At 35.3% G+C, this 12,544-nt stretch carries 14 protein-coding genes and 1 riboswitch; of the genes, 6 read left to right on the forward strand and 8 right to left on the reverse strand.

What is annotated here, in order from left to right:
* Positions 1-17: 17 nt before the first annotated feature.
* The 4 genes from ACQKMD_RS15975 to ACQKMD_RS15990 form a co-directional block, all read right to left on the reverse strand.
* The gene (locus ACQKMD_RS15975; protein ID WP_427753147.1) at positions 18-731 is read right to left on the reverse strand and encodes an amino acid ABC transporter permease; all 714 of its coding nucleotides are present in this window, start codon (positions 729-731) and stop codon (positions 18-20) included.
* 12 nt (positions 732-743) lie between these two features.
* The gene (locus tag ACQKMD_RS15980; RefSeq protein WP_427753148.1) at positions 744-1,451 is read right to left on the reverse strand and encodes an amino acid ABC transporter permease; all 708 of its coding nucleotides are present in this window, start codon (positions 1,449-1,451) and stop codon (positions 744-746) included.
* An 84-nt stretch (positions 1,452-1,535) separates the two neighbouring features.
* Complete coding sequence (locus ACQKMD_RS15985) at positions 1,536-2,402, reverse strand: transporter substrate-binding domain-containing protein (protein ID WP_427753149.1); 867 nt, start codon at positions 2,400-2,402, stop codon at positions 1,536-1,538.
* Between the two features lie 45 nt (positions 2,403-2,447).
* Positions 2,448-3,611, reverse strand: coding sequence for an acyl-CoA dehydrogenase family protein (locus tag ACQKMD_RS15990; protein ID WP_427753151.1), 1,164 nt, complete (start codon positions 3,609-3,611; stop codon positions 2,448-2,450).
* Between the two features lie 112 nt (positions 3,612-3,723).
* Positions 3,724-3,826: riboswitch (SAM riboswitch) on the reverse strand.
* 253 nt (positions 3,827-4,079) lie between these two features.
* Here ACQKMD_RS15990 and ACQKMD_RS15995 point away from each other — a divergent pair.
* From ACQKMD_RS15995 to ACQKMD_RS16010, 4 genes are read left to right on the forward strand one after another with little or no spacing between them, the layout of a single operon-like run.
* Positions 4,080-5,234 (forward strand): betaine/proline/choline family ABC transporter ATP-binding protein, encoded by a 1,155-nt coding sequence (locus ACQKMD_RS15995; protein ID WP_427753153.1) that lies wholly within the window; start codon positions 4,080-4,082, stop codon positions 5,232-5,234.
* A 53-nt stretch (positions 5,235-5,287) separates the two neighbouring features.
* Positions 5,288-5,923: an ABC transporter permease gene (locus tag ACQKMD_RS16000; RefSeq protein WP_427753154.1), complete on the forward strand. Its 636-nt coding sequence runs from the start codon at positions 5,288-5,290 to the stop codon at positions 5,921-5,923.
* 15 nt (positions 5,924-5,938) lie between these two features.
* Positions 5,939-6,871 carry an osmoprotectant ABC transporter substrate-binding protein gene (locus ACQKMD_RS16005; RefSeq protein ID WP_427753156.1) on the forward strand — a complete coding sequence of 311 codons (933 nt, stop codon included), beginning with the start codon at positions 5,939-5,941 and terminating at the stop codon, positions 6,869-6,871.
* Complete coding sequence (locus ACQKMD_RS16010; RefSeq protein ID WP_427753157.1) at positions 6,864-7,559, forward strand: ABC transporter permease; 696 nt, start codon at positions 6,864-6,866, stop codon at positions 7,557-7,559. Before ACQKMD_RS16005 ends, ACQKMD_RS16010 begins: the two co-directional genes overlap by 8 nt.
* Positions 7,560-7,606: 47 nt before the next feature.
* On the opposite strand, the gene ACQKMD_RS16015 is transcribed toward ACQKMD_RS16010, so the two are convergent.
* The 4 genes from ACQKMD_RS16015 to ACQKMD_RS16030 form a co-directional block, all read right to left on the reverse strand.
* Positions 7,607-8,335, reverse strand: a complete 729-nt coding sequence (locus ACQKMD_RS16015) for a hypothetical protein (RefSeq protein ID WP_427753159.1) — start codon at positions 8,333-8,335, stop codon at positions 7,607-7,609.
* Positions 8,328-9,665 carry an AAA family ATPase gene (locus ACQKMD_RS16020; RefSeq protein ID WP_427753161.1) on the reverse strand — a complete coding sequence of 446 codons (1,338 nt, stop codon included), beginning with the start codon at positions 9,663-9,665 and terminating at the stop codon, positions 8,328-8,330. The genes ACQKMD_RS16015 and ACQKMD_RS16020 overlap by 8 nt, the downstream gene beginning before the upstream one ends.
* Positions 9,666-9,857: 192 nt before the next feature.
* Positions 9,858-10,373, reverse strand: coding sequence for a winged helix-turn-helix domain-containing protein (locus ACQKMD_RS16025; RefSeq protein WP_427753163.1), 516 nt, complete (start codon positions 10,371-10,373; stop codon positions 9,858-9,860).
* Positions 10,374-10,405: 32 nt separating this feature from the next.
* Positions 10,406-10,741 carry a winged helix-turn-helix domain-containing protein gene (locus tag ACQKMD_RS16030; RefSeq protein ID WP_427753164.1) on the reverse strand — a complete coding sequence of 112 codons (336 nt, stop codon included), beginning with the start codon at positions 10,739-10,741 and terminating at the stop codon, positions 10,406-10,408.
* A gap of 205 nt (positions 10,742-10,946) precedes the next feature.
* Here ACQKMD_RS16030 and ACQKMD_RS16035 point away from each other — a divergent pair, with 205 nt between their 5' ends.
* Together ACQKMD_RS16035 and bioB are read left to right on the forward strand one after the other, a co-directional pair.
* Positions 10,947-11,543: a biotin transporter BioY gene (locus ACQKMD_RS16035; RefSeq protein WP_427753166.1), complete on the forward strand. Its 597-nt coding sequence runs from the start codon at positions 10,947-10,949 to the stop codon at positions 11,541-11,543.
* Positions 11,540-12,541 carry a biotin synthase BioB gene (gene bioB, locus ACQKMD_RS16040; RefSeq protein ID WP_427753168.1) on the forward strand — a complete coding sequence of 334 codons (1,002 nt, stop codon included), beginning with the start codon at positions 11,540-11,542 and terminating at the stop codon, positions 12,539-12,541. Before ACQKMD_RS16035 ends, bioB begins: the two co-directional genes overlap by 4 nt.
* The last annotated feature ends 3 nt before the right edge of the window (positions 12,542-12,544 follow it).

Here is a 12,544-nt window from a genome sequence, read left to right on the forward strand (position 1 = left end):
ATCATTACACCCCAGTTTTAAGCATTTGCTATTTTATATTTGCGTAAATGTTTTTCATATAATTTGAAGCCGTATTCAACAGCACTACATAAGATTAAGTACACGATGAATATATCTAAGTAGGCTTCAACATAGTTATAGCCTACGTTTGCAGCGACCTTAGCTTTCAATGTGATTTCTTGTAAAGACATTGCATAGCCAAGGGAAGTAGCCTTGATGAGGTTGACGGTTGCTGTACAAATATTTGGTAGTGCTACCACAAGTGCTTGTGGAATGATGATGCGTCGATATGCTTGAAAAGTCGTTAAACCTACCGAGTGTGCAGCTTCTAATTGACCTTTGTTGACCGTACTAAGTGCAGAACGGAAAACTTCAATTAAAATTGCGGTAGTACTAAATGAAAAAACGATAAAAGCGTACCAAATCGGATGGATTTTATAAACATCAATAGCAATATCATATTTTTTAAATAGTGCTGTTAAAATCAATGGAACACTACTATAAACTATGAATATTTGAATGATAATAGGTGTTCCTCGCACAAAAGATACATAGACCTGAGCTAGACGTTGTATAAAAGGTATTCGATAAATTCGTGTTAAAGCGAGTGAAAATGCTAGTGGTATAGCAACCAGTAAAGAAACAATAGTCACAAGTAGCGCAACAGGTACACCAGACAATGCGACGAAAAATGTATCTATCAAAAATTTATAATTTAATCCTTCAGACATGTGCGTACCTCCTTATGTTGTTTCTAATGTTTTTTTACCTTTACTAAAGAATTTTTCAAGTATCGAGAAGATTTTCTCAATGATTAATGACAATACCCAATAAATGATTGCTAAAGCGATAAAAATTTCTAGAGCATGTGCATTTATATTGCTGGCGATAATGAGATTGGCTTTTCCAACGACATCGATTAGCCCAATTGTATACGCAAGTGCACCTTCTTGTAGTAAGGCGATTATTCCGTTACCGAGATTTGGTAGTGCTACAACCAAAGCTTGTGGAAAAATAATACGACGATACGCTTGAAAAGGCGTTAGACCAACACTCACAGCAGCTTCGTATTGTCCCTTATCAATTGATCCATAAGATGAACGAATTACTTCAGATATAATTGCTGCAAATTGTAGTGTGAAAGTTACAATAACGAATATTGCTGTATCAATATCATGCAGATTAATGCCGAAATTTTCAGCTAGGGCAGGTACACCATAGTAAACGAGAAATAGTAACACAATTGAAGGTGTACAACGCATGATAGTTGTATAAACGTTTGCGAGTTTCTGAGCAATTTTACTATTACTCAGCTTGGCTATCGTAAGCAATAAACCAAAAAAAGAACCTAGTAAAATGGACAGACCTGCTATCATAAATGTCACCTTTAGAAAAGGGAGTAAAATAGGGAGTGACTCCCAAATATAAGATGCATCAAAATATTTTTCCATATGCTCACCATCTTCATTTTGTATTGGAAAGGCTGTTGAGTTTAATGACTCAACAGCCTAAGGAAGTTACGTATGCATAAACAATTAACGTTCCACTTGCTCAAGTACTTCAAATAAATCACGATCGTAGAATTTTTTGCTCAGTTCATTTGTTTTTTGTTTTTCTTTAATTTGTTTTATAGCTTTGTCATATGCGTCTGCAAATTTCTGTTCTTTTTTATTGTACAGTGGCCATGTTTTAATAACAGCAAATTCGTTATACACAATGTCATCTGCTAATTTGTGATAAGCACCTTCTTTTGCAGAAACTTGTTGATCGAACATACCTTCAATCATTACACCGCCATCTACTCGGCCTTCATTGACCCATTGAACAATATCGATAGTGAAAGCATCTCCAGCTTTTAGTTTCACTTTGTTATCTGGATTTTTTTGATTGTATTCATCAATGACTGTATATTGAGCATTATTTGCAGCAATTGGTGCTAGAGAGAATCCTGCTGATGCAAAGTCTTTTAGAGATTTAATATTTTCATCCTCTTTACGTAATACCAAGCCCGCACTACTTAAGCCAAGGAACTCTTTAGGATAGATGAATTTTTCTGTACGCTCTTCAGTGAAAAAGGCATTTTTGACACCGACTTGGTATTTACCTTGTTCGACACCAATTAATAAGTCGTCACTAGTTGTGCCTACATATTCAAATTTATAATCTGGTAATAATTCATCCACTAGTTTCATTACTTCTACATCGTATCCAGTTGGATTACCCTGGTCATCAATATATGAGATGGGCTTACTAGCTTGATCAAAGGCAACTTTCACCGTACGTACTTTTGATGAATCTTCCTTGCCTTTGGAATCAGATGCCTCACTTGTTGAGCAACCAGCTAAAATTGCTATTGAAGTAATACCGACTGCTGCAAATTTTAATAATTTTTTACTGAACATATCTTAAATCTCCTTTTTAATTTTTTTTAATTATTAATAGACAATCTAATTCTGTTGTTTCTGTTCTTCAATAGCTGTTAATGCCAATTTTGTAATGGTCATATCATCCATTGGAGGATTGTGTAGCCCAGCACGTACATTGCGATAATATCGTTGCAATGGATTAGAGTTTTGTAAACTTTTTGCACCTACTACGCGCATTGCTTTGTCAACGATATCAATGGCTGCATTAGTCACTGTATGTTTGGCAACAGCAATTTCATGTGTCAATGAATCTCTTCGCTGTGGATCATCGTAAGCTTCAGCTGTACCATATAGGACAAATCTAGATTGCTGTAGCTTTAACTCAATTTCACCTAATAGATGCTGTACATTCGGTAATGAACATATAGGTGAATTTAAGCTATTTGGTTGATGGTGATTTGCGAAGTGAACTGCATAATCACGGGCTGCTTGTGCTATGCCTAAATATGTTGCAGGAATATGCAATAACCAGCCATTGATTTTACCACCGCTCGGATGGTTTGGTAATTCGACTAAATCCGAGTCACTTACTTTAACATTTTGTAAGATTAAGTCATGACTAGAAGTGCCACGCATCGACATTACATCCCATGTTTCTTCAATAGATAGTCCAGTGGTATCTTTGTGAATTAAGAAGAACCCAACTTGTTGTTTATCTTCAATCCAAGCAGAGGTTAAAAAATAATCTAAAACAGGGGAAGCCGTTGTGAAGGTTTTGCGTCCGTTTATAAGCCATCCATTGTCAGATCGAACTGCATTTGTTCCAGGACGTCCGCCACGAGTGGGGCTCCCGGTGCGCGCTTCACTTACAGAACGATTCACAATAGCACCATTTTGTACTTCATTTGCAAAGAAATTAAGCTGGTCAGCTGTCCATAATTTCTGCTCATACAATTCACCTATAACACCTAGAGTCCAGCCCATTGAAAGTGAAGTGTTTTCATCGTAGCTAGCAAGTGTTTCTTGCAAAAGAACCATATCGTAAACTGAAAACCCTTCGCCACCAAATTCTTTTGGTAAAGTAATTGCGGAATAGCCAATTTCACGAAGTTGGCTAAAACTCTCTTTTGGGAATATAGATAATTCATCTACAGTCGCAGCACTTTTTGCGATTTGAACTTTTAGTAACGCCAATTTATTTAACCATTGACGTTGTAGCTCTGTTCTTATAAATATCTCTTTCATAATAAATCAACCTCATATCCTCTAAGTTTATAATTCTTATAGAATTACTATGTATTGAAGCTATAAAAAATCTCCCATTTATAAAAGAGGGAGCTTTAACGTTGTATATGCACCCTTATCGGCCAAGATTTCTCTTGCTGGAAGTAGCACCATTCTGTTAGACAGTGGTTGCTGAAGCTTCATCGGACCAGTCCCTTAGCTTCTCGTGATAAGTAATATTTTATTGTTTCAATTATTTTACTTTTTATAAAAGTGAAAGTCAATATGAAAAACAAAGTATTTTTGTAGGGATTAAGAATCGTAGTATGTGCCTAATATTACAATTAAAAATCATATAGAACTTCTAGTTAGATTTTTAATGATTATACATTTTAGTGAATATTTTTTAACTTATTATACTTTTTAGGTTTATCACTTATCAAAAGAGGGTAAACTAATCTTAGGTTATAAATTTGAGGGGGAATACTTATGCTAAAGATAGAGAATTTATCGAAAGTGTATAGGGGGGGAAAGAAAGCCGTTGACGATATGAATATTGAAATTGAACGCGGTGAATTTGTCGCCTTTATCGGTACGAGTGGCAGTGGGAAAACGACTGCCATGCGTATGATTAATAGAATGATAGAACCGACCAAAGGTACCATCTATTTGGAAGGGGAAGATTTATCGAAGAAGAATCCAGTAGCATTACGTAGGAGTATAGGATATGTTATTCAACAAATTGGTCTCATGCCACATATGACCATTCGTGAAAATATCACACTTGTACCTAAATTGTTAAAATGGTCAAAGGAAAAGAAAGATCAAACAGCAGAACGCCTCATAGAACTCGTTAATTTACCCCAAAGCTATCTTAATCTATATCCCGCGCAATTATCTGGTGGTCAACAACAGCGTATCGGCGTGCTCCGAGCATTAGCCGCAGACCAAGACATCATCTTAATGGACGAACCATTCGGTGCATTAGATCCTATTACGCGTGACACGTTACAAGACTTGATGAAAGATTTACAGCAACGTCTTGGCAAAACTGTTATTTTCGTCACGCACGATATGGATGAAGCAATTAAGTTGGCAGACCGTATTTGTATTATGCATAGTGGCCAAGTTATCCAATTTGATACTCCTGACAATATCCTATCTAACCCAGCTAATGAATTTGTTCGTGAATTTATCGGCTCTCACCGTTTAATACAAGAAAAACCAAGTGCGAAAATTGTTGATGATGTAATGATTAAACCAATCTCTATTACATTAGAGAAAAGTATTAATGATGCTTTTCGTTTAATGGTGACAAAACGTGTCGACACATTGTTTGTCGTTGATGGACAAAATCATCTAAAAGGCTATATCGATGTTGAAGGTTTAACCACAGCACGACATACTACTTCTAGCATTTCTGAAGCAGTAGAAAAAGACGTTTTTTATGTACGGAATGGTACAAAATTACAAGATTCAGTACGTCGCATTTTAAAACGAAATTTAAAACATATTCCCGTTGTAGATGAAGAGCACCGTTTAATCGGCCTTGTTACACGTGCCAATATTGTGGACATGGTCTATGACACTATTTGGGGTGATGAAGAAATAGAAGGGGATACAAATGTTATTAATCTAGAATAACAAAGAGAAACTCATACTCAACAAAACTAACTAATTAGAAAGGACGTGAGTAAATGATTGATTTTATAACACAAAACGGCGGGGATATTTTGAAAAAAACATGGGAACATTTTTATATATCTGCTATAGCATTATTTTTAGGTATTGTCGTGGCAGTTCCCTTAGGCATTTTATTATCAAAACTGAAAAGAACCGCTAAAATCGTTTTAGGTATTACGAGTGTTTTACAAACGCTACCTTCATTAGCTATTTTAGCAATTATGATTCCATTTTTGGGAGTTGGGAAAGTACCTGCAATTATTGCTCTATTTATCTACACGCTATTACCTATTTTAAATAATACGTATATTGGTATGAAATCTGTTAATCAAGGACTTAAAGCAGCAGGAATGAGTATGGGAATGACAAAAATACAATCCATCGGGATGGTTGAACTTCCATTGGCAATACCTGTTATTATGTCAGGTATTCGATTATCTGCAGTCTATGCTATTTCATGGGCAACTTTAGCATCTTACATAGGAGCAGGTGGTTTAGGTGATTTTATTTTTAATGGACTGAACCTTTACCAACCCGAATTTATTATTGGCGGCGCCGCATTAGTAACTATTTTGGCTTTAATTACTGACTTTATATTATTTAAAGTAGAAAAGTGGGCTACACCAAGAGGTTTAAAAATTGAGCGTTAGGAGGGGAACATGCTTATGAAATATAAACAAATAATTACCATAGGCTTGATTATGACAGTGTTAATTTTATCTGCTTGTTCGCTAACTGGTTCAAGTGATGATAATGACGTGAAAATTGCTTCAATGACAACAACAGAAAGTAAGATCATGGCTAATATGCTGAAATTAATGATTGAACATGAAACGGATGAAAAAGTAGAACTGATTAATAATCTAGGATCAAGTGTCGTACTGCATCAAGCAATGATTAACGGCGATGCAAATATTTCTTCAACGCGTTATACAGGAACAGACCTTACCGGGGCTTTAAAAGAAGGTCCTGTTAAAGATCCTAAAAAAGCGATGGATACTGTACAAAAAATATTCCAAGAGCGCTATGATCAAACATTTTTCGACACATATGGTTTTGCAAATACTTATGCATTCATGGTCACACGTGAAATGGCTGAAAAGCATCATTTGAAAAAAGTGAGTGACCTTAAAAACATCGCAAAAGACTTACAAGCAGGTGTCGATAACTCATGGATCAATCGGGTAGGAGACGGCTATAAAGACTTTGTGAAAATGTATGGATTTGATTTTAAAGACGTTTATCCAATGCAGATTGGGCTTGTCTATGATGCGGTAGAAGCTGGTAAAATGGACGTAATTCTTGGTTATACAACAGATGGCCGTATTGCAAGTTATGATCTCATTGTATTAGAGGATGATCGACAATTCTTCCCACCATATGATGCTAGTCCTCTTGCAAAAAATGAATTACTAGAAGCAAAACCAAAAGTAAAAGCGGCAATTGAAAAATTAATCGGTAAAATTTCAACAGAGCAGATACAAAAGCTCAATTACGAAGCTGACAATAATCTGGTTGAACCAGCTATCGTAGCCGAAAAATTTCTAGAAGAGCATTATTATTTTAAAGTTGAAGAAGGAGGGGAAAAGAGTGACTGATTTAAATACGTTTCAACAATTCTTTTACTACTTCTCTCAAAATGGTTCGTATGTATTTGAGCAGTTTATCACACATTTTCTTATCTCTATTTACGGTGTGATTTTAGCTGCCATCGTCGGGATTCCTCTGGGTATACTTATTTCAAAATACGCTAAATTATCAGGATTTATCATTACGATAGCTAATATTATACAAACTATACCGGCGCTAGCATTACTAGCGATTCTTATGTTAGGAATGGGACTTGGAAAAACAACGGTCATTATTACGGTGTTCTTGTATTCACTACTACCGATTATTAAAAACACATATACGGGTATTAATAATATTAATAAGGATCTTACCGATTCTGGTAGAGGTATGGGCATGACGCGAATTCAAGTGTTGTATATGATTGAGTTACCACTATCACTATCCGTTATTATAGCGGGTATTCGTATTGCACTTGTTGTTGCAATTGGTATTACAGCAATCGGAGCTTTCGTCGGAGCCGGAGGACTGGGTGATATTATCATCCGCGGTACAAATGCTACCGATGGTACAGCGATTATTCTAGCAGGTGCTATTCCTACAGCACTTATGGCTATCATTACAGATGTGATACTTGGTTTTGTTGAGCGCAGATTGGACCCTGTAAAACGTCATAAAAATTTAACGACACCGACAGTGCAAAGCTTGAATGAATAAAGTAAAAGCCTTGAAATCGAAAAGACTTGGTTTCGAGGCTTCTATTATTAATCGTTAATCATCTTCAAATAATCGAACATTAGAGAAACATTTGTATATCTCTCCAAAGAGGCAAGTTCAGCAGAAATGTTCTGCCAACTTTCCGTATACTTTTCATCTAAAGTAATACCAGTAGAAATGGGTAAGAAATTAGAAAGAAACTCTTCTATAGGTTTTTGCTCATTATCTAGAAAGTCCTCAACCTCACGTACTTTATAACGTGTTTCTGGATTGGCTTCGTTAAACAGAACATGTTCAAGTGCTCTTGAAAAATAATAAATTTGATAATGTACTTTGCCAGATATAATGGTATTAAGCGTTCGCATAGTATGAATGTTTTTGCTTTTTAATTTGTTTCTTTCAATAATTTTACTTTGTTGATTACTACTGGGAACACTTATATTTAGGGAATTATAGAGTGTTAGTCTATCCTGCTTTTCATTAATAATAACCGCAGATTCGTCGACGAAGCAGCCATCTGTATCGGCAATTTGAATAATGGCTAATAAATCAGAAGTACCTAATTTCATTTTGTTAATATAATTTTTTACTCGACCACCAACTAAATTTTTTATATTAGTATTTTTCTGATTTAAATCGCCTAAAATATCCCCTTTAATAATATCGAATCTGATTTCATTATTAGTAAATAATGTTCGTATTCGATCGTATAATAATGCTTCTTCACAGGCACCTTCTACAAGCAACAGGACAACTTTTTTTGCTTGTTTACTCATTTATAATACCCGCTTTTCTAAATGCTCTTTTCATGTCATAGGCATTCGTTTCTTTATAAATTGCTTCATCTTGACCGCCTAACTGAATCGCTCGCAAATAGACATCTCGTGGATTATTAAGCTTTTTAACACCCTTCAACTGCATGTAACGATTCTCTTCATTTGCAGTAGTGAACCATAAATCATGAATAGGGAGCACCTCTAGAATGCGTAAGTTATGAGAAGTGAAAATCAATTGGCCAGCTCCATTGCCATGGATAATTTCGAGTAGTTCACCTAATAAGTACTCAAATACTCCAGCGTCTAATTCATCAATAACAACGCATGCATTTGGATTGTTATAAACAGCAATGAGTGTACTTAAGATAGAAATTATCTTCAATGTACCCTCGGATTCACATTTCAAAGGTAGCTCAATGTCGCCTTTTCGCGATAGAAACTCAACAAGCACACCATCTGATCCATTGGTCATTTTCTGGGTATGAAGAACGTGAATTTTAATTTGTAAACCAGGAATAAGCATTTTGAGGACAATATTCGTTTGTTCTATTAATTCCTTCATTGCATCGAACATGTCTTTTGGTAGCAAGGTGGTATCTTCTAATTTAGAAGGAATAACGCCACGTTTATTTTCGAGATGAACATTAAAAGGCATTGTAATATTGGAGATTAAGTTACCAAATTGCGTATTATCAATAATATGCAAATCTCTCTTGAAGTCATAAATAATATTCTGAATGAGTGCCATTTCTACCTCATTTAAATAATTAGGAAGAATATTTCTAACTTCTTTTCTAAAAATGAAAGAAGAATGATTTTCTTTAGAAAGGTGATTTGCTACTAATACTTTAACTCGGCCATTTTCGTTTAAGGAGGTGAGGTTAGTAGTCCGGATAGTAACTTCCTCTTCGTTTTTTGAGAGTATATTTTTAAAGCGTTTACCACGTTTATTTTCTCGATAACTTAAACTTTCCGCCAGTACATTTAATCTTTGATCACCATTTATGAGAGAAACATCATATTTTAAGAAAAACTCACCAAACTCATTTTTGATGATAAATTGGAAATTTAGTTGTAAAGACGATTCTCCGTAGTAAATATGCAGATGATGAACATGAGGAAGTTTTTTATATTTTCCTCCATCTAAAAGTGCCGATAAAATTTGAAATGCCTGTACAACGGCAGTTTTACCTGAACCATTTTGACCATAGAATCCAATAACATTAGCCTCTTCTAATTTGTTGAAATTGGTATCGATATGAAATTTTCCGTTTTTGACGTTTTTTAGGTTGTTTAATGTGACATCTAGAACTTTTATAATCGGTTTCATGTATTTCCTCCTAAAAACGGACTGTCTATATTATTTAGATAAAAGATAAAAAATATACTAATTTTAATTATAAATTAGAAAATATACGATGTCATTTTTGCGTGTGAAAGAATATACAGTTATTGACTTACTGCAAGTACTTGAATCTGCTGAAATTAATATTTTTATAAAAAAAGAGGTGCTCATAGCCAACTATATTGGCTTATGAGCAACCTCTTTTTGCATGGTGATGTTGTATTTAGCTTTTTCGTAATATACTTTTCCATCTTCAGAGATTTCCCAATAACCATACTGAGAATCTTTGCGGATAAAGTTTTTAATATTCAGCTGTTGACTAGCCCAATGAACATTGTTTTTCCATTGAGGTTCTTGACCATCACGTACAGTAATACGTGCTTCATCCTCAGTAATTTCGAACAACTCACGCATTTCCTCATAAGCATCGCTAATTGCTACAGGTTCGTTGCAATTGTATAAATAAGCTAGTAAATTTGGCTCTATGTCTGTAGAGGTAGGAAGGATAGGACGTTTGTTTTTAATCTCCAAAGACAAATCCTTATACCCGTTTCTCTGTATCTCTTGCTCGATCAAGAACCGTATAGAATCTCCGATTTCAGATTGAGCACCGGCCCATCTCATAATGCCCTCATCACTTTTTCTTAATCTTAAAGTTAATGAGTTTCCGGCATGATATTGCTCCTTTGACATATGTTATCCCCCTGGAAGCCGATTATATCGATTTATTGATTGAATTTTTTTAGACGAGAATGGAGATAAACTTTTTTACCTTTTTCGCTAATGCTCCAAAATCCTCGTTTTGCATTACTAGCAGTATATTCTTTTTTCTTTAAATCCGTATGTGCACTTCTTACTTCATTTTCGAAAAGGCTTGCCCCGCTTTTTAGGGTTAATTTTTGTTGTTCAATAGTCAGTTGAAAAACATTGGCCATGGCTTTATAAACATCTTGAATAGGTACCTGTCTTTCTTTTAAATAAAGAAATTCAAAAAGGCGATTTGTAATAATTTTGCGCTCCGGTAAGCCGACCTCTGGAGTTACAACGTTGACATTTGACATAATGTAAAGCCCCCTTAGTTAGTAGAAGCAATTGTAAGTAGCTGCTAATATATCCATTGTAACACAACGGAATACATTAGTCGACAATGCAATGCATTGTAATATGTTTCTACACGAACTGTGTTAACCTTAACTAAAAATAAGGTTGACACAACTTGCATATTTTTTTACTATATTTATAAATACATAAATACAGGGGTGTAATATGACAACGAGTACAGTGAACTCTAAAAGTAGATTGAGAACAGTCGATTTAGTATATTGTGCATTATTTGCAACACTAATGATGATTGGAACGAATATTACTTCTTTCGCACCGTTTATGGTAGTTGGTGGCGTACCAATTACATTGCAAGCATTCTTTGCTATATTGGCTGGTCTTGTATTAGGAAGTAGATTAGGTGCAATATCGATCACAGTGTATATGTTAATTGGTTTAGCAGGGGCACCTGTTTTTGCAGGTTTTAGGGGAGGTTTTGCACAAATTCTAACTCCGACATTTGGCTTTATCGTGACGTTCATTTTAAGCGCTTATATTGTAGGAAAGATAGTTGAAAAAAACCATTCGAAAAAAATGTATATTGTAGCGGCAATAGTCGGGACATTAATAATATATTTAATCGGTACAAATTGGATGTATGCGGCGTATGTGCTATGGGCAGAAGTACCTGAAGTATTTTCATATAAAGTTGCATGGCTTTGGATGATGGTACCGTTACCAAAAGATTTAATTTTAGCTGTTTTTGCAGGTATATTTGGACATCGATTAAAAAAAGTGTTGAAAGTGGGGCAATCACGATGAATTATCAAGCACTAGCACAGCAAGTTCTAGAAGGGTATCAACTGACAGATACTGAAGCATTAGCAATATTGAAAAGCCCAGATGAAGATTTATTGCCTTTATTACATGCAGCTTATAAAATTCGAAATCATTATTATGGTAATAAAGTGAAATTAAATATGATTATTAATACAAAGTCAGGTCTATGCCCAGAAAATTGCGGATACTGCTCACAATCAATTATTTCAAAAGCACCAATAGAAAAATATGCGATGATGAAGCAAGACGAAATCGTCGCAGGAGCAGAGCGTGCAGCATCACTAAATGTAGGAACATATTGTATCGTTGCGAGCGGACGTGGTCCCATAAATCGAGAAATTGATATTGTCGTAGATTCTGTAAAGGCAATAAAAGAAAAACATAGTGATATGACTATTTGTGCATGCTTAGGTATTTTGAAGCCAGAGCAAGCCCAAAAATTAAAAGAAGCTGGTGTGGATCGCTATAATCATAATATCAATACTTCTGCCAACCACCATGAGAACATTACGACATCACATACGTATGGTGATCGTGTTAGAACAGTTGAATTAGCAAAAGAAGCGGGGATTTCACCTTGCTCAGGCGTTATTGTCGGTATGCGAGAGACAAAACAAGATGTGATTGCCATGGCGCGCAGCCTACACGCGTTGGATGCAGATTCTATTCCAGTAAACTTTCTAAATGCAGTAGATGGTACACCTCTAGAGGGGACGCATGAACTAAACCCTCGTTATTGCCTGAAAGTATTATGCCTATTCCGTTTTATCAACCCATCTAAAGAAATTCGAGTATCTGGTGGCCGTGAAGTGAATCTTGGTACACTTCAACCACTGAGCTTATATCCAGCAAACTCTATTTTCTTAGGTGACTACTTAACAACGGAAGGACAAGCAGGTGAAAAAGACCGTCAAATGTTAGAAGATTTAGGATTTGAGATAGATTTAGAGCCTTTTCAAAGTGAATTACTACTTAAATAGCAA

The sequence above is a fragment of the Viridibacillus sp. NPDC096237 genome (genome assembly GCF_050278625.1).
In the GTDB taxonomy this organism is placed as follows: Bacteria; Bacillota; Bacilli; order Bacillales_A; family Planococcaceae; genus Viridibacillus.